The sequence below is a fragment of the Macrococcus equipercicus genome (genome assembly GCF_004359525.2).
GTDB lineage: Bacteria > Bacillota > Bacilli > Staphylococcales > Staphylococcaceae > Macrococcus > Macrococcus equipercicus.
Genome location: NZ_SCWC02000002.1, coordinates 19225 through 40828, shown reverse-complemented (window position 1 = coordinate 40828; position 21604 = coordinate 19225). Strand labels below are relative to the sequence as shown.

Genomic DNA, 21604 nt, shown 5'->3' with positions numbered 1-21604 from the left:
TTTTGTTCTACTATACCGTATTAATTACGGTTTCACAACTATTTTTTCAGGCGGATTTCGTCGATGAGCTGCCAGATGAATTCATCGCGCTCCATCGTCAATGATTCTTTCTTGCCGTACTGACGGACATTGACTTCATTATTCTCCACTTCTTTATCGCCGACAACCACCTGATAAGGCACTTTGTTCATCTGCGCCTCACGAATCTTGTAGCCCATCTTCTCCTCACGGTCATCGATATGACAGCGCACGCCCTGTGACTTCAGTTCGTCATACAGCGCTCTCGCATAGTCGTAATGCACTTCGTTCGATACCGGGATGATCTCCAGCTGATTCGGCGCAAGCCAAGTTGGATAAGCGCCTTTATATTCTTCAGTCAGGAAGGCAACGAAGCGTTCCATCGTTGAGATAACACCGCGGTGGATGACGACCGGGCGATGTTCAGCCCCGTCGCTGCCGACATAAGTCAGGTCAAAGCGTTCAGGCAGCAGGAAGTCAAGCTGTACAGTCGATAATGTCTCTTCCTTGCCGAGTGCTGTCTTCACCTGCACATCAAGCTTCGGACCGTAGAATGCCGCTTCACCCGGCGCTTCCTCATAATCAAGTCCCATCTCATCCACTGCTTCTTTCAGCATGCGCTGTGCACGTTCCCACATCTCATCATCCTGGAAGTATTTCTCTGTGTCTTCCGGATCGCGGTAAGACAGGCGGAACTTATAGTCCTTGAACTTGAAGTCTTCATAGACATCAATGACGAGCTGCACGACACGCTTGAACTCATCCTTGATCTGATCCGGACGGACGAAGATATGGGCATCATTCAAAGTCATGCCGCGGACACGCTGCAGCCCTGATACAGCGCCGCTTGCTTCGTAACGGTGCATTGTACCAAGTTCTGCGATACGGATCGGCAGTTCACGGTAGCTGTGCTTCGCGTTTTTGTAGATCATCATATGGTGCGGACAGTTCATCGGACGCAGCACGAGTGCCTCGTTATCCATCTCCATCACAGGGAACATATCTTCCTGGTAGTGATCCCAGTGACCGGACGTCTTATACAGATCGACTGACCCCATGACCGGTGTGTATACGTGGTCATAGCCGAGTGCGACTTCTTTGTCGACGATATAACGTTCCAGCTCGCGGCGGATCGTTGCACCATTCGGCAGCCAGAGCGGCAGACCGGCACCGATCAATGGGTTAGTCGCGAATAAATTCAGCTCTTTACCGATCTTGCGGTGGTCGCGCTCTTTGCGTTCCTCAAGAACCTGCAGATGTGCTTTCAGTGCTTTCTTGTCAAAGAAGGCAGTGCCGTAAATACGCTGCAGCATCTTGTTGTTCGCGTCACCACGCCAGTAAGCGCCTGCAGTAGATAACAATTTGAACTCCTTGATCTTCGCTGTTGACGGTACATGGACACCGCGGCACAGGTCAGTGAATTCACCTTGAGAATATAATGTCACGTTCTCGTCTGCTGGAATCGCATCGATCAGTTCCTGTTTGTACGGATCATCTTTGAACACTTCTTTCGCCTCGTCACGTGAGACGACGCGGCGTTCAATCGCGATGTTCTCTCCGACAATTTGACGCATCGTCTTCTCGATATCCGCTAAATCTTCACTCGAAACTTTATGGTCAGTATCAAAGTCATAGTAGAAGCCTTCCTCAATGACCGGCCCGACACCAAAATGGACATTGCCATAGAGACGCTTCAGGGCCTGTGCCATCAGATGAGCCGTTGAATGGCGAAGGACTTCGATACCTTCTTTAGATTCCGGTGTAATGATTTCGATATCGCCGTCAGTCTCAAGCTGTGTGGACAGGTCCACCAGCTGACCATTGAACTTACCGGCCAGTGCCTTCTTCTTCAGCCCCGGACTGATTGAACCTGCGATCTCTTCTGTTGTCACACCGCTGTCAAACACTTTCTCATTACCGTCCGGAAATTTAATATTGATTTCGCTCATCATGAACACTCCTTTAAATGATTGATTATTTATGAATACAAAAAGACCCCATCCCAAAAGGGACGGAGTCTTCCGTGGTACCACCCTAATCGCCTTGCGGCAACTCTGCATAAGATAACGGTCTTGAGCCGGGCATCGTTTAAATGCCAATAGAAAAAGGGAGTAATGATGCTGCGCTCAGCCGGACTCACACCATCCTCCGGCTCGCTGTGTAAGACATCAGCATCATCTTGTCCTCTTATTGTTAAATATTATAGTTCTATTATACACTGACTATTCTATTTTTCAAGAACGGCGATAATTTTTTCCGGACAGCTGATAAGGATCGCTCAGCGCATGAATCCGCTCCATCATCCGGAGCGCCTTTGTCTGCTCGACACCGTTCCTTGTGTTGGAGAAATGATGTTCAAGTTCATCCAGGTTGAAGTTCGACGAAAAGAACGTCGGCAGCTGGTTCATCATACGGTGATGCAGCAGCGGGCCGAGCACTTCATCGCGGACCCACGGCGTCAAATCTTCCGCGCCGATGTCATCGAGCATGAGCACCGGGCTTTTTCTGACACGGTCAAGCTTCTGCTCAAATGTATTGTCACTGAAGCCTGATTTCAGCTCGCGGATGAATTCAGGCACGTAGAAGATTGTCGTATACACATGCTTCTCTTTCAGCTGGTTGGCTATCGCTCCTAGAATGAAAGACTTGCCGGTGCCGAAGCTGCCGTGGATATACATGCCTTTCGCGGGCCTGCCTGCCGCGATATCGTTGCAGATCTGCATCGCCTGTCTGACGATGTTCAGCCGTTCAGTCGTCTCAAGGTCGACCGCATTGATTTTGGCGTTCAATATTTCATAAGGGACGTGCATCGCTGTCACATATTCCTTCATCTTCACTTCTTCTTCGTGGACTTTCTTGTTCGGGCATGGTGTATAAGCGATTCTGATACGCTTGTCTTCGACATAAAGAACAGGCGTATGACCTTTGACGAAGTTGATGCACGTGCCATAGCTCTCACAGCGGTCGCACATTTTGGACTGGTCCTTATATTCCTGAAGGATTGATAAGTCCTTATCGATCATCTCGTCCGTCACGTCCGGATGCTCCATTAGAAACGCTCTGATTTCCGCATGGTTCAGCGTCTCCTCTTTCACTTTTGCAATACGTGCTTCGATACCCGGATTGTCTCTTAAAAATGCGCTGAATGGCTTCATCGTTCATCCTCCTTCCAGAAGTTTTTCAGTTCTTCTTCCAGCTTGCGCTTCTCTGCTTCAAGCGCCTGGTCTGTCTCTACTGCGACCGGTGCACTTCCTTCTTTCATCTGACTGACCCAGGCCGGCGTCTTCTCATACGACGGGCGCGTGCGTCTCGGCTTCTGCTCTGATTGACGTTCCGCCTGCTGTTTCTGCAGCTTCTTCACATGATCGTACGCCTGCCTGCTTGATTCGAACTTCAGCTTCTTCCAGTTCGAGGCAATTTCTTCGATATAACTTTGCGGCAGCTGCATATCATGAGTAAACATCACATACTGCAGCAAAATATTGATGACACCAAACGGCAGCTTCTCCCGTTCCACGATCGACTCGATCATGCGCTTCTGTCTAGCTGTCGGCTCCGACTTGCTGGTCGATGCGAGCATCGCGACCGGACTTGTCGTGTCCATCATCTCAAACCATGACAGCTGTGTCTTATCCTCTACTTCATCAGGCTGCCGTGCTTCAGTGAGCGCAGGCAGGTTGCCTTCGTGCTCCAGCTGATAGAAATCACGGGCGTTTTTCCGCAGTTCTTCATGGGAAATCGTCTGGTCGGCGCTTAACGAGCGGAGAATGATGCGCCGCATCTCTGTCGGCGCGATATCATACAGCACAGACAGCTGGGTGATTAAATCACGCGTTGCTTTCGGCAGCTGTTCCCGCGTAATCAGATTCTGGTTGAGCAGCATTTCGAGCAGGTCGAAGTCGAACGTCTGCTGATGGACCGGGATGCCTAATGAGTCATTCGTCTTGATGATCGTCTCATTGCCTTTGAAAATCCCGGCATCCGGCTCTTTCGGTGTCCCGAAGACATCCATGTAGTTTTTGGAGACATCGCGGTAATCCGTTAAGTCGATCGTATCCGTGCAGAAATGCTTTTTCAGCTGGTGGAACCGCTCTTTGCCGACGACTTGAAACAGAAAGACCGACAGCATCGGATCATTGAAAAACTGGGCAGGCATGACCGGGCTGATCAGCTTATAGACAAAGCACTGCGCTTCACCCGTCTTCAAAAACGTCTTCAGCAGCCCGATAGCTTCCAGCCGTTCACGCAGCTGTTCAAAATGGCTTAAATTCATCTTCAGTTCATTCAATATTAAATAATGGGTCTCCGGTTCTGACACTTGCCGTCCATTGATGAACTGGCTTAAATACTGATAGACCGCTATACTTTCAAGGCCGATCAGCGGAATGTACAGCCGCTTCAGCACATCTTCTGACAGCGGTGACTGCACATAGTTTGTATGGACGATAAATGAATCAGCCGGTCTTAACCCGGAAAAATAATGCACATCAACACCTACTTCTTGTCTTTATCATTTAATATCCCCTGCATAGTGCTCAGCAGCTGATCCACATCTTTGAACTCCTTGTAAACCGATGCGAAACGAACATAAGATACTTGGTCAAGCTTCATCAGCTCATCCATGACCCGTTCTCCGATATCGACAGAAGATATTTCGTTCTTCCCGCTTTCACGCAGCTGAAATTCAATTTCGTTCGTGATTTTTTCCAGGTCGTCAAACGCAACCGGCCGCTTTTCGCTCGCTCTGACAAGGCCGCCGAGCACTTTGTCACGGTTGAATGCCTGTCTTGTGCCGTCTTTCTTGACGACGATCAAAGGCGCGAGTTCAATCCGTTCAAACGTCGTGAACCGTGCACCACACTGCTCGCACTCACGGCGCCGTCTAATAGCGGTCAAGTCATCTGCATGTCTGGAATCCACAACTTTGGACTGATTATAACTGCATTTCGGACATCTCAAGACATTCACCTCATTCATTGTTATCATCTTATTATACATGATTCACGAACAGTTAAAAACCGTTATAACAACATTAAACGGGGTATAAATGACCAAGGAGGCATCCATATGAGACCTGAACTACTGGAACTTGAGAAATTTGAAGAAGGCAACCCCGTCAACAAAGAGCGGGATAAATTCAACAGAAGAAATGAGGCACTGCTCTATCATAACGACCCGGTCGGCGTGCTGTTCATCGGCGACTCCATCACCGCCTACTGGGACCTTGACAGCTACTTTGAACTGACTAACGGCAAACGGATCATCAACCGCGGTATTTCCAACGACCGGTCGATGTACTTGAAGCGCCGCTTTCAGGCAGATGCCCTGCAGCTGAAGCCGGACTACATCATCCTCTCCATCGGGGTGAACAACACGAAGGACCTCGACCAGCAGCTCGACCAGGAAACAAGCGACCAGCTCGTGATGCAGATTACACAGGATATTAAAGACATGGTCAGCATGGCAGAGACACAGCACATTCCGATGGCCATCACTTCTGTGACAGCGACCAACCGCAGGCACTTGAAGTCATTCGAGCTGCGGGCTGCAACAATCAAGCGCATCAATGACGAGTTACAGCAGTTCGCACAGCGTCAACGTATTCCATATATCGACTATTACTCGCGTATGACACTGACCGGTGACGTCGACTGTCTCAATCCGGAGCTCTCAGACGACGGCCTGCATCCGCATGTGCTCGGCTATGACATTATGGCACAGACCGTCGTTGACACATTAACAGACGTGCCGCTCAAACTAAAACATCCGTAAAGAGGTGTGCCATAGAATCTCTGTTAGAAGGAATCGCCACTATGCACTGCTAAGCTCATCGGGACTGAACAAGCACAGCAAAAACCATCCGCCAGATTAAGCCGGATGGTTTATTTTGTCATACCTATGTTCTGTTTGTCTTTACAGCTGCTGATACCACGCTGCCGCCCGCCGCACTTCTTCCTGAGTCAAAGAATGGCCGTGGTGATGCCAGAATAATTCCACTGCCGCTCCTGCTGTTCTTAACGCTTCTGCCAGCTCTTCAGTCTGCTCCGGCGTACAGATGGGGTCGTTTGTCCCTGCACCAATGAAGACATGGATGCCCGACAAGTCCGGCAGCTCGATGTTACGGAGCGGCACCATCGGATGAAACAAAATCGCATGATTTAATGCCTCCTGGTCATGATACAAGAGACTTGCTGCAATATTTGCACCATTGGAATAGCCGACCGCTATGACTTTATCCCGCTTCAAGTCGTTTGCCTCTGCTGCTTCATCGATGAACGCCTTCAGTTCATGCGTCCGCTCCACTAAATCTTCTTCATCAAACACACCTTCAGCGAGCCTTCTGAAAAATCTCGGCATGCCATTTTCACTGACGTTCCCTCTGACACTGAGGACATTGGCAGCCGGGTCAATCAATGCGGCGAGAGGCAGTAGATCATACTCATTGCCGCCTGTGCCGTGCAGCAGCAGCAATGTGTTATCCGTTGTTCCCTTGTTCATGATATGATTCATATGCGTCATCTCCCTTTCACGCTTCTCACTGTATCAATCGGTCTGACCTGCGCTTCAATCACTGCGCGTTGTGATTCAAGAAACGGTGGCAGTGACAGTTTCTCACCAAGCGTTTCGTACGGTTCGTCACCCATGAAGCCGGGGCCGTCCGTCGCAATCTCAAATAATAAAGGTGCCGCGAGTCTTGCATACAGCGATTTGAAGAAGAAGCGGTCCACATAGCCTGAGTTCGGCAGACCAAATTCCTGCAGTCTGTCGATCCATTCATTCAGACCGGCTTCATCCGGCACTCTAAATGCGACATGGTGAACCGTACCATAGCCCTGCTGAGCAGAGCTGCTCTCTGCGTCATCAATGATGATAACCGATGCACCGTTCCCGCCCTCAGCTGTCTCAAAGAGATGCGCCTGACCTTCACTCGCCGTCTCCTCAAATAAATAGACCTGCTCAAAAGCTGCTTTGAAAGCCGTGAACTGGCTGACTGCTATAATGACCGGCCCTAAACCGTAAATACCGTAGCGCTCAGGTACCGGCCCATTTTTCCACGGCTCACCGGGAGCTGTGCCGCGGTCATGCTCATCCGAAATAATCTGATAGCGCTGACCGTCAAAATCTTCAAAAGGCAGCACTTTGCGGCCAAACTGCTCTTTAATTCCTTCGTGCTTGACGTCAAACGTTTCAAACCGCTTTAAGTAGTAATCGACTGCTTCATCATCCGGCACCCGGAACGATGTCCGTGAAATTTCATTTGTGCCGTGGACGCCCTGCGGTATACCCGCAAAGTCAAAGAATGTCATATCCGTCCCTGCGTTTCCTTGATCATCGGCAAAGAACAGATGATACGTCTGAATATCATCTTGATTGACTGTCTTTTTGACAAGGCGCATCCCTAAAATATCGTTGAAGAACCGGTAGATTTTCTCGGCACTGCTTGTTATTGCTGTCACATGGTGTATTCCTGTTAATGCTTGCATGTAGTTGTCCATCCTTTGATATATTATTTATACTTGGTATAAATAATATATCATTAAATGAATGCTGATGCAACTATTCAGTTTCTGTCATCCCGCTCCAACATAAAACAGGAATCCTGGTCAGGATTCCTGCGCTGTCAATCAGCCTCATTATTATGCTTCTACTAGATCCTCTGATGCTGCATTCAATGCCTCACCCATCAATGATGCCAGTTCAACGACGCGTGTTGAGTAGCCCCACTCATTATCATACCATGCGAGTACTTTCACTTTGCGGCCGCCCATGACGATAGTTGACAGGCCGTCTACGATTGATGACATAGGGTTTGTGTTGAAGTCCACGCTCACTAAAGGCTCAAATGTAATATCAAGGATGCCTTTAAGCGGTCCTTCGCCTGCTTCTTTGAAGGCATTGTTCACTTCTTCAACAGTCACGTCCTGCTTCAAGTCAACGACAAGGTCAACTAATGATACATTTGTTGTCGGTACACGTAAAGCCATGCCGTGCAGCTTGCCTTCTAATTCCGGAAGCACTAATGACAATGCTTTCGCTGCACCTGTTGATGTCGGAATGATGCTCTGTGCGCACGCACGTGCACGGCGCAGGTCTTTATGCGGATTATCCAGGTTTTTCTGGTCATTAGTATAGGCGTGAACCGTCGTCATCAGACCGTTTTCAATCCCGAACTTTTCATTCAGTACTTTAGCGACTGGTGCGAGACAGTTTGTTGTACATGACGCATTAGAGATGACGTCGAACGTTTCAACATCCAGCTTCTTGCAGTTGACGCCGCGGACGATGGTCTGCACATTGCCTTTACCCGGCGCTGTCAGCAGTACTTTTTTAGCGCCGGCTGTTAAATGTGCCGCTGCTTTCTCTGCATCATTGAATTTGCCTGTCGCTTCAATTACGATGTCGATGTTTAATTCTTTCCATGGTAATCGTTCAGGATTTCGCTCAGACACGAGCTTGATCTCCTTACCGTCTACTTTCAGGCCGTTGTCAACCGGCTCTACTTCGAGCTCATATTTACCATGCGTTGTATCATACTTCACGAGGTGGGCAAGTGTCTCAGGCGGATAGCTTGCATTGATAGCTACGATCTCCAGTTCGTTATTTAATGCCGCAGCACGAAATACCATTCTACCGATTCTACCTAAACCATTAATTGCCACTCTTGTCGTCATGTCATCTTCCCCTTATTGTGTTATACTATTTGCTTACAATAGTATAACACAATATAAGTATGATGGAAGCGGTTTCCGCTATTTTTTTTCGTTTCTTTCAAAAAACTGTTCTACAGCTTTTTTGACGTGCTGTTCAAGCGTCTGCAAGTCACCGCTGTTGTCAATGACCACATCTGCACGGGCTTTCTTCTCCTCGATAGCAAGCTGAGAAGCGATTCTTGCAGCTGCTGCCTCCTGAGTCATATCGTTGCGTTTCATCAGCCGTTCCAGCTGAAGATGCTCCGGTACGTAGACGACCCATACTTCATCGACTGTCGCTTCCAGTTTATTTTCATAGAGCAGCGGGATATCCATAACGACGTACCGGCCGTTCTGCAGCGCAGCACGCTTCTCAAGTGCCATGATCTCTCTGACCCGCGGATGAATAATGCTGTTTAAGGCAGCACGTTTCTCCGGGTCATTGAAGACGAGCTGACCGATATACGGCCGGTTCATTTCACCGTCGATTACTGCTTCCCCGCCGAACACCGCGATGACTTCCTGCAGCCCGTCAGAGCCGGCAGCGACAGCCGTCCTGCTCGCGACATCTGCATCGACGACCGCGAAACCGTAACCTCTCAGTAATTCGGACACTGTGGACTTGCCGCTCGCAATGCCGCCTGTCAATCCTATCACTTTCATCTCTTCACCTACTTCTGACAATGTGTGCAGTAATGCGTGTTCCGTGTGGCGATCACTTTCGCTGTGACCGGGCCGCCGCAAGTACCACATGTTTTACGGCCGTATATATTGAATCGTGTCTGCATAAAGCCTTCCTTGCCTTCTACGTTACGGTAGCTTGATATTGAGGATCCACCGTATTTGATCCCTTCGTTCAATACATGGACGATGGCCTCAAACAGCTCAGTCCGCTTCGCCTTGCTGAGCCGCTTCACTTTATGATTCGGATTGATCCTGGACAGATGAAGTGCTTCACATGCATAAATATTGCCGCAGCCGCTGACGACTGAATGGTTCATGATTGCTTCTTTGATGGTCTTCTCCTGCCACTTCGGCGCTGTCAGCTGATCCAAATAATAGGCCGGCGCCTCGTCGTCGAACGGCTCAGGGGCAATCGCCATGATCTGCGCCGCTGATTCCAGCCGTTCGATGTAGCGCAGCTCGCCGAACCGTCTGATGTCGCTGTAGATCAGCTGCTTACCCGACTGCAGGTGAATAGCGACATGCCAGTGATTGATATAGTTCGGCACCCCGATGTCCTCAAGCCTGTCGACGACAAAATAGGCGCCCGACATACCAAGATGACTGATGATGTAATGTTCATGCAGTTCGTTCTCAAGCGTGAATATCAAATACTTGCTGCGGCGGTCTAATGCCTTGATCGTACTGCCGATAATCTTTCCTTCAAATGTCTTAAGGTCTATCCCTTTAATAATCGTCTGTTTACCCGCGGCTTTCCCTGCTGTAACTTTGTCAGAGAACGTGACGCCGGTAATGATCTCTCCTAAAATCTTCGGACTAAGTCCGCGTTTGACATGTTCAACTTCCGGTAATTCAGGCATAGCTTCCTCCTGCTTTAACTTTCTCTTGTCATCTCGTCTACCGCTTCAGTTCTCCTGCTACTTCGCATCATACCACGACTTGCCGTAGTCGGATTCGACGAGCAGCGGCACATCAAGCTTCAGCGCATGCTCCATAATATCTTTGACAAATAAACTGAACGCCTCGACTTCTTCCTCCGGCACTTCAAAGATCAGTTCATCGTGCACCTGCAGCAGTAATTCCGCGCTGAAATCAGTGTCTTGTACTGCCTTGTCGTAATTCACCATCGCAAGCTTAATAATATCTGCAGCACTGCCCTGAATCGGTGTATTCATCGCTGTCCGCTCTGCGAATCCACGTAAATTGAAATTGCGGGATGAAATATCCGGGATATAACGGCGGCGTTTCATCAATGTTGCCACATAGCCGTCCTGCTTCGCCTGCTGAATGATGTCATCCATATACTGCTTGACATCCGGAAAGCTCGCCAGATAATCATCGATGAACTTCTGCGCCGCTTTTCTTGTGATGCCGAGTGACTGGCTCAGACCGTAGTCACTAATGCCGTAGACGATGCCAAAGTTAACCGCCTTCGCCTGACGTCTCATGTTCGCTGTCACGTCATCTTTTGCGACACCAAACACTTCCATCGCGGTCTTCGTATGAATGTCCGTGCCCTGAATGAAGGCGTCAGACATCCGCTCATCTCCTGTAATATGGGCAAGGACACGCAGCTCAATCTGTGAGTAGTCCGCGGCAAAGATGACCCAGCCCGGTCTCGATGCGGTAAAGGCCTTCCGGATCTTGCGGCCTTCGTCAAGCCGGACCGGGATGTTCTGCAGATTCGGGTCAACAGAGGACAGACGACCTGTCTGGGCTAACACCTGGTTGAAGCGGGTATGAATCTTGCCGTCTTCACCGATCATCTTCTGCAGCCCTTCGACATAAGTCGACTGCAGTTTCGACAACTGACGGTAGATCAATATGTCATCGATGATCGGATGTTTCCCCTGCAGTGCTTCCAGCACATCGACTGCTGTCGAATAACCGGTCTTTGTCTTCTTGATGATCGGCAGCTGCAACTCCTCAAACAGCACGACACCGAGCTGCTTCGGTGAATTGATGTTGAATTCCTGGCCGGCGTGCGCATGAATCGCTGCAATCAAAGTATCAAGCCGTCCCTGCAGTTCCTGCTGCATAGTGACAAGCTCCTCTTTATTGACTGTGATTCCCTGCATCTCCATCTTCGCAAGCACTAATGCAAGCGGCAGTTCAAGTTCATCGTGGAGTGCCAGCTGCTCATTGCCTTCAAGCTTCGCTTTCAACAGCCCGGCGAGTTCAAGCACTACTGCAGCCTGCTGCGCAAAGTAACCATGCAGGATGTCGTCAGACGGCACCGCCATCTTCGCACCCTTGCCGAAGATCTGGTCGTTTGTCGCAAGCGACTTCCCTTCTAGGCGGGCAATTTCCGCGACGTCGATAATCGTATTGGACGGGTCCAGCAAATAGCTTGCGAGCGTGATATCAAATGCGATTCCTTTAATTTCAACACCGAGCCGGTTCAGCAGCACGGTCGTCTTTTTAGCGTCATAAACTACTTTAGGTTTTGACGGATCCATTAAATAATTAGCTAGCGCCTCATGCGCTGCGACCGCATCACAAGCGACGACTGCGACTTTCCGGCCGTCACTGACAGCGAGCGGCAGAATCTCATTCTTTAAGTAATTGTCTTTAAAGCAGTCGATGAATACACTCGTCCTGCCTGTCAGATCGATTTCTTCGATGGACGACAGTTCAACTGCTGTTTCTTCTGCGCGGGGCGCCGTCTCTATATTGCCAAGCAGCTGCTTGAATTCAAGTGACCTGAACAGTTCTACTTTTTTGTCATTAGTAGCGTCAGTGAGCTTCGTCTCAGCCAGGGTGATGGCAAGCGGTGCATCCTGATTAATGGTCGCCAGTTCTTTACTCATCAAGGCATCCGCCTGATGATTCGTCAAATTCTCATGCAGCTTCTTGCCTTTAATGTCATCAAGGTGGGCGATGACCTCCTCGACTGTGCCGTATTCAAGCAGCAGTTTCACCGCTGTCTTTTCACCGATGCCGGGGACTCCCGGAATATTATCAGATGTATCGCCCATCAGTCCTTTAAGGTCAACTATTTTCTCCGGTCCGAAGCCGTACTTATCACGGACGAACTCAGGCGTATAGTGATCGATATCAGTCACACCTTTTTTCGTGTAGTAGACGGAGACATGCTCGTTGACCAGCTGCGTCAAGTCGCGGTCACCAGTAATGATGATCGTCTTCATGCCGTTCGCCGTCGCTTCTTTGGACAAAGTGCCGATAATGTCATCCGCTTCGTAGTTCGGCAGCTCATAATGTTTGATGTGGTACGCTTCTACAAGTTTTCGGATATACGGGAACTGTTCACTCAGTTCCTGCGGTGTCTTCTGTCTGCCACCTTTGTAATCCTGGTAAGTCTCATGACGGAACGTCGTCTTCCCGGCGTCAAACGCCACAAGGAAATGAGTGGGTTGCTCATCTTTAATGATTTTTTCAAGTAACAGGGTGAAGCCGTACACGGCGTTCGTGTGAATACCGGCACTGTTTTTCAGCAGCGGCAGGGCGTAAAATGCACGGAACGCCAGACTGTTACCGTCGATCAGTATTAGTTTTTCGCTCATAATGGCCTCCATTAATTTAGATAACTTTATTTTAACACACCTCAAATGGAACCAAAAAAAATAGACCAAAAAACAAAGGGACGCTGAATGCGTCCCTTTGCCTCTTCAAAATGAAGGGGTCTAGAAATATTATAACAGGTACTGTCTCTTTGTTTGTTTATTCAATGTAATTATTTTATTAAGTTACAGCGCCTTGAATTTTACACGGAAAGTGGAACCGGCTCCTGGTTGACTGTCGACTTCTATCTCACCGTTGAATACTTCAACGATGTGTTTGACGATGGCAAGCCCAAGTCCGGTACCGCCGCTGTCACGGCTCCGCGCTTTATCGACACGGTAGAACCGCTCAAAGATTCGGATCTGTTCTTCTTCAGCGATACCGATGCCGTTATCTTTAATCTCAAGAATAGACAGTCCATCCTGCTGCATCACGCGGACGATGATTTCATCATTGTCAGTCGAATAGTTGATGGCATTCGACAAAAGATTGATGATGACCTGCTTCAGCTTGCTCGGCTCGGCCTGCACCACTACTTCTTCTTCGAGCTCAAGCTTAATTATCAGATTCTTTTTCGCAGCGAGCGGCTGTACGACTTCAACGCAGTTCATGACTTTGTCACTCAGATTGACAGGCGTCAGCTGAAGATGATTGTTGCGCTCGATTTTCGACAGTTCAAGCAGCTCACTCACCAGCACCTGTATGCGGTTCGACTCCTTCAATATGATGTTCAGGAACATATCGAGTGACTCAGGGTCGTTTTTCGCACCGTCCAGCAGTGTCTCCGAAAATCCTTTGATTGATGTGATCGGCGTCTTCAGTTCATGCGAGACATTGGCTACAAAATCTTTCCGCATCTGTTCCAGTGTCTTCAGCTGCGTGATATCGTGCAGCACGATGACTACACCTTCCAGCTTGCGTCGTGTTTTGGATAGCACAGGCACAACCGCCGCATCAAAATATTTCTGATGGACGTTGATGGTGATCTCGAGCGTCTCATTGATCGTTTTCTCGGTGGCAATCGCCTCTTTGATCATCCGGTTGATGGCCGGATAAGCAATCGCTTTCTCATAGTAACCAGCAAGCGACGGGCCGTCATTATTGAACAGGCGGTTATACGTATCATTGCTGATGACAACGTCGCCGTGGTTATTGACGAGCAGTATCGCAGACGGGATGTTCTGGAGCGTCGTCTCCAGCCGGTTGCGCTGCAGTTTCTGCTCATTGTTCAAAGACTGGAGCGTCCGGGCGAGTATATTTGTGCTGATATAGAGATCCTTCGTTTCCGTGACACTGCTTTCCGGCACTCTGACTTTGTAGTTACCTGCTGCCAGCAGCTTCGAAGCATAAGTCACTTCGCTGATCGGCGCGATATAGCTTTTATTGACATAGCGCACAATGATATAGATGACAGGCAGCACAATGAAAAAGATTAACAGCAAATACTCCCACATCTGGGTGATAATACTTTTCAGCTCGCTCATATCGTCTATAAGATAGACCGAATAACCATCCTCATCCTGGATGAGCAGCGCCTGATTGTCATCGTTATAGTCCCGGAAGAACTCGGTTTCCACCGAATAATCCTTCCACGTCTTGAGTCTTTCTTTAAGCTTGATGACGTCCAGGGAATCACTCTTGTAGATGACTTTACCACGTTTTTTAATCATAATCTGGTCAACCGCGGTATCTTCGCTTCTTAAATAATACTGTATATTCTTTTCGTCATTCAGCATATGGATAATATGCTTCGCCTGATTTTTCAGTTCGTGCTTTTTACTGTCAAATATTCTGTCACTTAAAGTTACTGAGAGGAAGAAACCTAGCAAAAGAAAACTTACAACAAATAATGTTGTAAGCAGTAAGAGCAGTCGTTTTTGAAAGCTGATCATAGCGCCTTCGGATTCTCAAGCTTATAGCCCAGCCCGCGGACTGTTTTAATGTATTGCGGCTGCTTAGGATTATCTTCAATCTTTTCTCTCAAGTGGCTGATATGCACATCAACAATGCGTGAATCTCCTGCGAATTCATAGTTCCATACAGAGTTCAGCATGTGTTCCCGCGTAATGACGCGGCCCTGCCGTTCAATCAAATAGATCAGCAGTTCGAATTCCTTCGGTGTTAAGTCAAGGAGCTGATCATTTCTGTACGCCTCAAAGTGTTCCGGCAGAATCTTCAGCTTGCCGACGAGAATTTCGCTGCTCTGCTTAATATCGCTGCTTTGTTCACTGACTTGTGAACGTCTCAAAATGGCCTTGATTCTTGCGACCACTTCTCTCGGAGAGAAGGGCTTCGTCATATAATCATCAGCACCAAGTTCAAGACCAAGCACTTTATCGAATTCATCGTCTTTTGCCGTCAGCATTAAAATCGGCACATGGTTCTTCTCACTCCGTACCGCTTTACAAACTTCGACCCCGTCCATCTTCGGCAGCATCAGATCAAGCACAACAATATCAGGACGTTCAGTGAACACTTTATTCAATCCTTCTTCACCATCATAAGCAGTGACGACATCATAACCTGCCTGCTGTAAATTGTATTGTAATAAAGTAACGATAGACTGCTCATCATCAACTACTAGAACTTTCTGACCCATTATATCCCTCCACAGTATCTGTCCACCCCATTATATATTAATTAGAAAACAAATGACTATCATTTATCAACAAACTTCAAAGGATGGTAACATTTCTTTACATTAAATTTACAATAATAGATGTTAAAATTCATTTTTTTCATCAAAAAACGGACACTCTCTCCAAGGAGAGTGTCCGTTCTGCTATTATAGGTTTTTAATGAGTTCGTCAGCAAACTCTGAACATTTCACTTCTGTCGCACCGTCCATCAGACGTGCAAAGTCATAAGTCACGACTTTAGAAGCAATCGTTTTCTCCATTGATTCAGTGATCAGCTGACCAGCTTCACTCCAGCCTAAATGGTCAAGCAGCAGCACACCGCTTAAAATCACTGACGACGGGTTGACTTTGTCAAGGCCTGCGTATTTAGGCGCAGTGCCATGTGTCGCTTCAAAGATCGCATGACCTGTTTCGTAGTTGATGTTCGCTCCCGGTGCAATGCCGATACCGCCGACCTGTGCTGCCAGTGCATCAGAAATATAGTCACCGTTCAAGTTCATTGTTGCGACGACATCAAATTCAGCCGGACGTGTCAAGATCTGCTGCAGGAAGATATCAGCGATAGAATCTTTCACTAACAGTTTGCCGCTGTTTACTGCATCTTCCTGTGCTTTATCAGCCGATTCCTTGCCGTCTGACTCAACCAACTTATCATATTGTGCCCATGTGAACACTTTATCACCGAATTCACGTTCAGCCAGGTCATAACCCCATTGTTTGAAGGCACCTTCCGTGAACTTCATGATGTTCCCTTTATGGACAAGCGTCAGTGACTTGCGACCCTGCTCAAGCGCATAGTTGATCGCCGCACGGACTAAGCGTTCAGTTCCTTCTTTAGAAACCGGCTTAATACCGATACCTGACGTTTCAGGGAAGCGGATATTTTTTGCGCCCATTTCGTTCTGCAGGAATTCGATGACTTTCTTCACGTCATCTGAACCTTCCTTATATTCAATGCCTGCATAAATATCTTCAGTGTTCTCACGGAAAATCACCATGTCTGTATCTTCAGGACGTTTCACTGGTGAAGGCACGCCTTCAAAGTAACGCACTGGACGCAGGCAGACGAATAAATCTAATTCCTGACGTAAGGCAACGTTCAGTGAACGGATACCGCCGCCGATTGGTGTTGTCAGCGGGCCTTTAATCGCGATCAAGTACTCATCGATTGTATCTAGAGTTTCCTGCGGCAGCCATTCGCCTGTTTCATCGAATGCTTTCTGGCCGGCAAGGACTTCTTTCCATTCAATTTTCTTTTCGCCGTTATAAGCTTTTTCAACTGCACCGTCAAGTACTCGTACTGCTGCTTTCCAGATGTCAGGACCTGTACCGTCACCGATGATGAATGGTACGACCGGATTGTTTGGTACGTTAAGTGCACCGTTAGAATTAGTAATTTTCTCTCCCATGATAAACCTCCGTATAATAATTGATAGTGGTAAAACGTGATGTCTTACTGCTGATTAACGTTCAGACACTGGAACATATTTGCGGTGAACATCGCCGACATATTCGGCACGCGGACGGATGATGCGGTTATCCGCATACTGTTCAAGAATGTGTGCGATCCAGCCCGACACACGAGAAACAGCAAAGATCGGTGTGAACAAGTCATGCTCGATATTCATTGAATGGTAAACAGTCGCAGAATAGAAGTCGACGTTTGGCAGCAGACCTTTTTTCTCCTTAAGAATTTCAGCGATTCTGACAGAAATCTCGAACAGCTCTTTTTGGCCTGTTTCATCTGTAATTTTGCGTGACATTTCTTTCAAGTACTTGGCACGCGGGTCACCATTTTTATATACACGGTGGCCGAAGCCCATAATTTTCTCTTTATTGTCAATTTTCTTCTGGATATACTCATCCGTTTTATCAAGAGTACCGATTTCAGTCAGCATCTTCATGACCTGCTCGTTCGCTCCGCCGTGAAGCGGCCCTTTTAACGCGCCTGCTGCTGCAGTGACACCGGAATACATATCTGATAACGTAGACACGGCTACACGGGCAGTGAACGTCGACGCATTCAGTTCGTGGTCCGCGTGCAGGATCAATGCTTTATTGAATCCTTCTTCCTGTAATGGTGTCGGTTCTTCGCCGAATAACATATAGAGGAAGTTCGCTGCATAGCTTAAATCTTTCTTCGGCTTGACGACTTCTTTACCTTGACGGACACGGGCAAACGCTGCGACAAGTGATGCAACTTTAGCCTGTATACGAATCGCTTTATTTAAATGAGCCGCTTCATTGAACTCTTCAGCACGCGGATCGAAATGCGCTAAATAGCTGAGTGATGTACGAAGGCCGGTCATCGGATGAATCTGATCGGTTGCGTAATCTTCAAAATGACTGTACATTCTTGGGTTCAGCACCATATTATCGAACAGCTGATCTTTCAGATTCTGCAGCTCTCCAGCAGTCGGCAGTCTAAAGTGCCATAACAGAAAGATGACCTCTTCGAATGATGCATTTTCAGTTAAATCGTCAATTTCATAGCCTGCATAAGTTAGCTGATCATCAACGATTGAACTTACTTTAGTTTGAGTGGCAACAATTCCCTCTAACCCTTTTGTTAATTCTGACATATCTTAACCCCTCTTTACTATGTTTTATAGTAGAAATGCCAAACTGTAACGGCTTTCACAGTTTCATTATAGCTAATTTCCACCTTTTTGTGAATGAATTCATACATTTAATATTCATTATGATATATGATAAGTTTTACTTATGATATATTTATTATGATGCAAATATGGGAGATAATCATGCATATACATTAAATCTTTCTTATTTTAATAAATAGTTTGAATTTTTATATAGTTAATATCATAATAAGTTTAGTCTAACAATGAAAAGAGGATTAAAATGAAAGAAAATCAACCATTAGAACATGAGCATAATGATTTACAGCGAACTTTGTCCAATCGACATATTCAGTTAATTGCAATCGGCGGCGCCATCGGGACTGGATTATTTCTCGGTGCCGGAAAGACCATCCATCTGGCCGGCCCATCTATATTATTGACTTATGCAATTATCGGCCTGTTTTTATTTCTGTTCATGCGCGCGCTCGGAGAAATGCTGCTCTCCAATACTAATTACCACTCTTTCACAGATATCGCCAAAGATTACTTAGGTGACTTTGCAGGTTATGTGACCGGCTGGACTTACTGGTTCTGCTGGATTGTGACAGGTATGGCTGAAGTGACCGCGGTCGCTCAGTACATCAATTTCTGGTGGCCGGATTTTCCGACATGGATCTCCGCGCTGATTACAATTGTCGTTCTCTCCGTACTCAACTTGCTGACCGCTAAAATGTTCGGTGAGCTCGAGTTCTGGTTTGCCATCATTAAAGTCGTCACTATTGTGGCTTTAATCGTTGTCGGCATTGTGCTGATCATCATTAGATTTAAAACGCCGTTCGGCCATGCTTCCTTATCCAATATATGGTCACACGGCGGTTTCTTCCCGAACGGCATTAAAGGATTCCTGCTCAGCTTCCAGATGGCAGTCTTCAGCTTCGTCGGTATCGAACTGATCGGTGTGACAGCAGGTGAGACGCAGGATCCTCACAAGACGATTCCAAAAGCAATCAACAATGTACCGATTCGTATTCTACTGTTCTATATCGGTGCGTTAGCTGTGATCATATCAATCACACCGTGGAATAGCATTGATCCGCAGCTCAGCCCGTTCGTTGAATTATTCAAGCTGATCGGTATCGTCTTTGCGGCAAGTCTGATCAACTTCGTTGTTATTACGTCTGCATCGTCATCATGTAACAGCGGTATTTTCTCAAACAGCCGTATGCTGTTCGGACTGAGCAAAAATTACTCTAAAGATACAGGTTTCTTTGAAAAGACAAACAAGCAGGGTGTTCCTGCCAACGCTGTTATCTTCTCAAGTGCACTGCTGTTAATTTCAGTGCTGCTGAATTATTTCATTCCGAATGCATCACAAGTGTTCACACTTGTCACTACACTATCAACTGTGTTTTTCATCGTTGTCTGGTCACTGATCATCATTTCCTACATGGTATACTTAAAACGCAATCCTGAGAAGCATACAGCTTCTAAGTTCAAGATGCCGGGCGGAATGTTCTCAGCAGTCATCATACTGCTTTTCTTCGTCTTTGTATTCGCACTGCTCTTCCTGGCACCTGATACAAGAGTTGCCTTATATTGGACACCATTATGGTTTGTTATTCTGTTCATCATGTACCGTGTGCAGACGCGCAGAAGCCACTAATTATTAAACATAAAAAATGAGCCGCATATGAGGCGGCTCATTTTTTGCTATACTTTTGCGTGACCGGCATACACTTTGTTATGTGCCGCATCGACTGTGACTAATGTATCGTTATCCAGCCTGCTGAAAATATTGTCTACACCTACGATAGTTGGTTTACCTAATGTCAGACCGACGACTGCGGCATGACTTGTCAATCCACCTTCTTCTGTGACGATTGCCAGTGCCTGTTCGATATAAGGCACCATATCAGCGTCTGTAGACTGTGTGACGATGATAGCAGATGATAAGTCTTTACCTTCTAGTTCATCCGCTTCTTTAACAGCAACGACACGACCGACTGCTGAATCACGACCGATACCTTGTCCAGTTGCCAGTTCATCGCCCACAAGCTGAATCTGCATTAAGTTTGTCGTACCTGCTTCGCCGGTCGGAACGCCGGCAGTAATGATGATCAAGTCACCATTGTCAACTGTCCCTGTTTCAATCGCAGCTTCTGCCGCACCGTTCAGCAATTGATCAGTCGTTTTTCTACCTTCTTTCACTAACGGCAGTACGCCCCAGACAAGCGCCATATGTCTCGCTGTCTCTTCATAAGGTGTCACTGCAACGATATGGGCATGAGGACGGTATTTAGAGATAGTAGTCGCTGTATGCCCGCTTTCTGTTGCTGCGACTATCGTCTGCACATTCAAGTTGAGTGCCGTATGAGCAACAGACACACCGATTGCGTTGACCATCGTTGTTTCTGTCATTTTAGTGCGGTCGCTCAGCAGTTTCTTGTAATCCTGTGCTTCTTCTGCCGCATACGCGATATTGTGCATTGTGCGGACAGATTCCACCGGATAAAGCCCTGCTGCTGTCTCCCCGGACAGCATGACAGCGTCAGAACCGTCATAGATGGCATTCGCAACGTCACTTGCTTCCGCTCTTGTACAACGCGGATTACGCTGCATAGAATCAAGCATCTGTGTTGCTGTAATGACCGGCTTACCTAATGCATTACATTTTCTGATTAAGTCTTTTTGCACTAACGGCACTTTTTCTGCCGGGATTTCGACACCCATATCCCCGCGCGCTACCATCAGACCATCTGATACAACAAGAATTTGGTCGATATTTTCTATGCCTTCTTCATTCTCAATCTTCGGAATGATGTGGATGAAGTCACATTGACGTTCTTCTAGAATCTTTCTGATTTCAAGCACGTCTGATGCCCGTCTGACAAATGATGCCGCAATGAAGTCGACTTTCTGTTCAATACCGAATTTAATATCTTCAGCATCTTTATCAGTGATTCCCGGCAGATTGACTTTAACGCCCGGTACATTGACACCTTTTTTGTTTTTCAGTTCACCGGCATTGATGACATCACAGATGATTTTCCCTTCATCGTGGTTGATTGCTTTCACATTAAGTTCAATCAGCCCATCGTCAAGAAGAATAGTGGAGCCGACATGAACATCATCAATCAGCTGGCTGTATGTCACAGAGAATTCTTCCGGCGTTCCTGTCACTTCAGACATATTGACCGCTACAGTGGAGCCTTTTGTCAGTTCGATTCTGCCGTTCTCCATATTATGTGTACGGATTTCAGGTCCTTTAGTATCGAGCAGAATAGCTACTGTCTTATTCAGTTTATGTGCTGCTTGCCGGATATTGGCAATCCGTGCTGCATGTTCTTCGTGGCTGCCGTGTGAGAAGTTCAAACGCGCTACATTCATTCCTGCTTCGATCAGCTGTTCCAGCATTTCCGGTGCTTCTGAAGCAGGTCCTATCGTACATACGATCTTAGTTTTTCTCATG

17 protein-coding genes are annotated in these 21604 nt (G+C 47.3%); 2 read left to right on the top strand and 15 right to left on the bottom strand.

The annotated features are described in order from the left end of the window. Nucleotides 1-38: 38 nt before the first annotated feature. From thrS to nrdR, 4 genes are all read right to left on the bottom strand, one after another. A complete protein-coding gene (thrS, locus tag ERX35_RS02710; protein WP_149458387.1) occupies nucleotides 39-1967 on the bottom strand; it encodes a threonine--tRNA ligase in 1929 nt (642 codons plus the stop codon). A gap of 285 nt (nucleotides 1968-2252) precedes the next feature. Further along, entirely contained in the window at nucleotides 2253-3173 is a 921-nt protein-coding gene (gene dnaI / locus ERX35_RS02705; RefSeq protein WP_149458386.1) for a primosomal protein DnaI, read from the bottom strand. Next, nucleotides 3170-4504: a replicative helicase loading/DNA remodeling protein DnaB gene (gene dnaB, locus ERX35_RS02700; RefSeq protein WP_149458385.1), complete on the bottom strand. Its 1335-nt coding sequence runs from the start codon at nucleotides 4502-4504 to the stop codon at nucleotides 3170-3172. Before dnaB ends, dnaI begins: the two co-directional genes overlap by 4 nt. An 8-nt stretch (nucleotides 4505-4512) precedes the next feature. After that, entirely contained in the window at nucleotides 4513-4977 is a 465-nt protein-coding gene (gene nrdR, locus ERX35_RS02695) for a transcriptional regulator NrdR (RefSeq protein ID WP_149458384.1), read from the bottom strand. Nucleotides 4978-5085: 108 nt separating this feature from the next. On the opposite strand from nrdR, the gene ERX35_RS02690 reads away from it, so the two are divergent. Then, the gene (locus tag ERX35_RS02690) at nucleotides 5086-5790 is read left to right on the top strand and encodes a GDSL-type esterase/lipase family protein (RefSeq protein ID WP_170234510.1); all 705 of its coding nucleotides are present in this window, start codon (nucleotides 5086-5088) and stop codon (nucleotides 5788-5790) included. A gap of 141 nt (nucleotides 5791-5931) precedes the next feature. On the opposite strand, the gene ERX35_RS02685 is transcribed toward ERX35_RS02690, so the two are convergent. The 10 genes from ERX35_RS02685 to ERX35_RS02640 all read right to left on the bottom strand — a co-directional run bounded on the left by ERX35_RS02685 (nucleotide 5932) and on the right by ERX35_RS02640 (nucleotide 18135). Next, a complete protein-coding gene (locus tag ERX35_RS02685; RefSeq protein ID WP_149458382.1) occupies nucleotides 5932-6528 on the bottom strand; it encodes an alpha/beta hydrolase in 597 nt (198 codons plus the stop codon). 5 nt (nucleotides 6529-6533) lie between these two features. Further along, nucleotides 6534-7502, bottom strand: a complete 969-nt coding sequence (locus ERX35_RS02680) for a ring-cleaving dioxygenase (protein ID WP_149458381.1) — start codon at nucleotides 7500-7502, stop codon at nucleotides 6534-6536. A gap of 153 nt (nucleotides 7503-7655) precedes the next feature. Next, a complete protein-coding gene (locus ERX35_RS02675; protein ID WP_149458380.1) occupies nucleotides 7656-8690 on the bottom strand; it encodes a glyceraldehyde-3-phosphate dehydrogenase in 1035 nt (344 codons plus the stop codon). 78 nt (nucleotides 8691-8768) lie between these two features. Continuing rightward, nucleotides 8769-9371 (bottom strand): dephospho-CoA kinase, encoded by a 603-nt coding sequence (gene coaE / locus ERX35_RS02670; RefSeq protein ID WP_149458835.1) that lies wholly within the window; start codon nucleotides 9369-9371, stop codon nucleotides 8769-8771. Nucleotides 9372-9379: 8 nt separating this feature from the next. Next, nucleotides 9380-10252, bottom strand: a complete 873-nt coding sequence (mutM, locus tag ERX35_RS02665) for a bifunctional DNA-formamidopyrimidine glycosylase/DNA-(apurinic or apyrimidinic site) lyase (protein ID WP_149458379.1) — start codon at nucleotides 10250-10252, stop codon at nucleotides 9380-9382. Between the two features lie 57 nt (nucleotides 10253-10309). Then, nucleotides 10310-12916, bottom strand: a complete 2607-nt coding sequence (gene polA / locus ERX35_RS02660) for a DNA polymerase I (protein ID WP_149458378.1) — start codon at nucleotides 12914-12916, stop codon at nucleotides 10310-10312. A 183-nt stretch (nucleotides 12917-13099) separates the two neighbouring features. Next, nucleotides 13100-14806 (bottom strand): two-component system histidine kinase PnpS, encoded by a 1707-nt coding sequence (pnpS, locus tag ERX35_RS02655; protein WP_149458377.1) that lies wholly within the window; start codon nucleotides 14804-14806, stop codon nucleotides 13100-13102. After that, the gene (locus ERX35_RS02650; protein ID WP_149458376.1) at nucleotides 14803-15513 is read right to left on the bottom strand and encodes a response regulator transcription factor; all 711 of its coding nucleotides are present in this window, start codon (nucleotides 15511-15513) and stop codon (nucleotides 14803-14805) included. Before ERX35_RS02650 ends, pnpS begins: the two co-directional genes overlap by 4 nt. 186 nt (nucleotides 15514-15699) lie before the next feature. After that, complete coding sequence (icd, locus tag ERX35_RS02645) at nucleotides 15700-16962, bottom strand: NADP-dependent isocitrate dehydrogenase (protein WP_211359970.1); 1263 nt, start codon at nucleotides 16960-16962, stop codon at nucleotides 15700-15702. A gap of 54 nt (nucleotides 16963-17016) precedes the next feature. After that, entirely contained in the window at nucleotides 17017-18135 is a 1119-nt protein-coding gene (locus ERX35_RS02640; RefSeq protein ID WP_149458374.1) for a citrate synthase, read from the bottom strand. 280 nt (nucleotides 18136-18415) lie between these two features. Between ERX35_RS02640 and ERX35_RS02635 the strand changes: the two genes are divergently transcribed. Beyond that, nucleotides 18416-19798 carry an amino acid permease gene (locus ERX35_RS02635; protein WP_149458373.1) on the top strand — a complete coding sequence of 461 codons (1383 nt, stop codon included), beginning with the start codon at nucleotides 18416-18418 and terminating at the stop codon, nucleotides 19796-19798. Between the two features lie 47 nt (nucleotides 19799-19845). Here the strand turns inward: ERX35_RS02635 and pyk are convergent, their stop codons facing one another. Next, nucleotides 19846-21603 (bottom strand): pyruvate kinase, encoded by a 1758-nt coding sequence (gene pyk, locus ERX35_RS02630; RefSeq protein ID WP_149458372.1) that lies wholly within the window; start codon nucleotides 21601-21603, stop codon nucleotides 19846-19848. Nucleotide 21604 lies beyond the last annotated feature (1 nt).

What these genes read in the sequence shown, in the direction of transcription:
- icd (WP_211359970.1), bottom strand. Translation starts at nt 16,962, where the DNA reads ATGGGAGAGAAAATTACTAATTCTAACGGTGCACTTAACGTACCAAAC.
- pnpS (WP_149458377.1), bottom strand. Translation starts at nt 14,806, where the DNA reads ATGATCAGCTTTCAAAAACGACTGCTCTTACTGCTTACAACATTATTT.
- polA (WP_149458378.1), bottom strand. Translation starts at nt 12,916, where the DNA reads ATGAGCGAAAAACTAATACTGATCGACGGTAACAGTCTGGCGTTCCGT.
- mutM (WP_149458379.1), bottom strand. Translation starts at nt 10,252, where the DNA reads ATGCCTGAATTACCGGAAGTTGAACATGTCAAACGCGGACTTAGTCCG.
- coaE (WP_149458835.1), bottom strand. Translation starts at nt 9,371, where the DNA reads ATGAAAGTGATAGGATTGACAGGCGGCATTGCGAGCGGCAAGTCCACA.
- pyk (WP_149458372.1), bottom strand. Translation starts at nt 21,603, where the DNA reads ATGAGAAAAACTAAGATCGTATGTACGATAGGACCTGCTTCAGAAGCA.
- thrS (WP_149458387.1), bottom strand. Translation starts at nt 1,967, where the DNA reads ATGAGCGAAATCAATATTAAATTTCCGGACGGTAATGAGAAAGTGTTT.
- ERX35_RS02690 (WP_170234510.1), top strand. Translation starts at nt 5,086, where the DNA reads ATGAGACCTGAACTACTGGAACTTGAGAAATTTGAAGAAGGCAACCCC.
- ERX35_RS02685 (WP_149458382.1), bottom strand. Translation starts at nt 6,528, where the DNA reads ATGAATCATATCATGAACAAGGGAACAACGGATAACACATTGCTGCTG.
- ERX35_RS02675 (WP_149458380.1), bottom strand. Translation starts at nt 8,690, where the DNA reads ATGACGACAAGAGTGGCAATTAATGGTTTAGGTAGAATCGGTAGAATG.
- ERX35_RS02635 (WP_149458373.1), top strand. Translation starts at nt 18,416, where the DNA reads ATGAAAGAAAATCAACCATTAGAACATGAGCATAATGATTTACAGCGA.
- ERX35_RS02650 (WP_149458376.1), bottom strand. Translation starts at nt 15,513, where the DNA reads ATGGGTCAGAAAGTTCTAGTAGTTGATGATGAGCAGTCTATCGTTACT.
- dnaI (WP_149458386.1), bottom strand. Translation starts at nt 3,173, where the DNA reads ATGAAGCCATTCAGCGCATTTTTAAGAGACAATCCGGGTATCGAAGCA.
- ERX35_RS02680 (WP_149458381.1), bottom strand. Translation starts at nt 7,502, where the DNA reads ATGCAAGCATTAACAGGAATACACCATGTGACAGCAATAACAAGCAGT.
- ERX35_RS02640 (WP_149458374.1), bottom strand. Translation starts at nt 18,135, where the DNA reads ATGTCAGAATTAACAAAAGGGTTAGAGGGAATTGTTGCCACTCAAACT.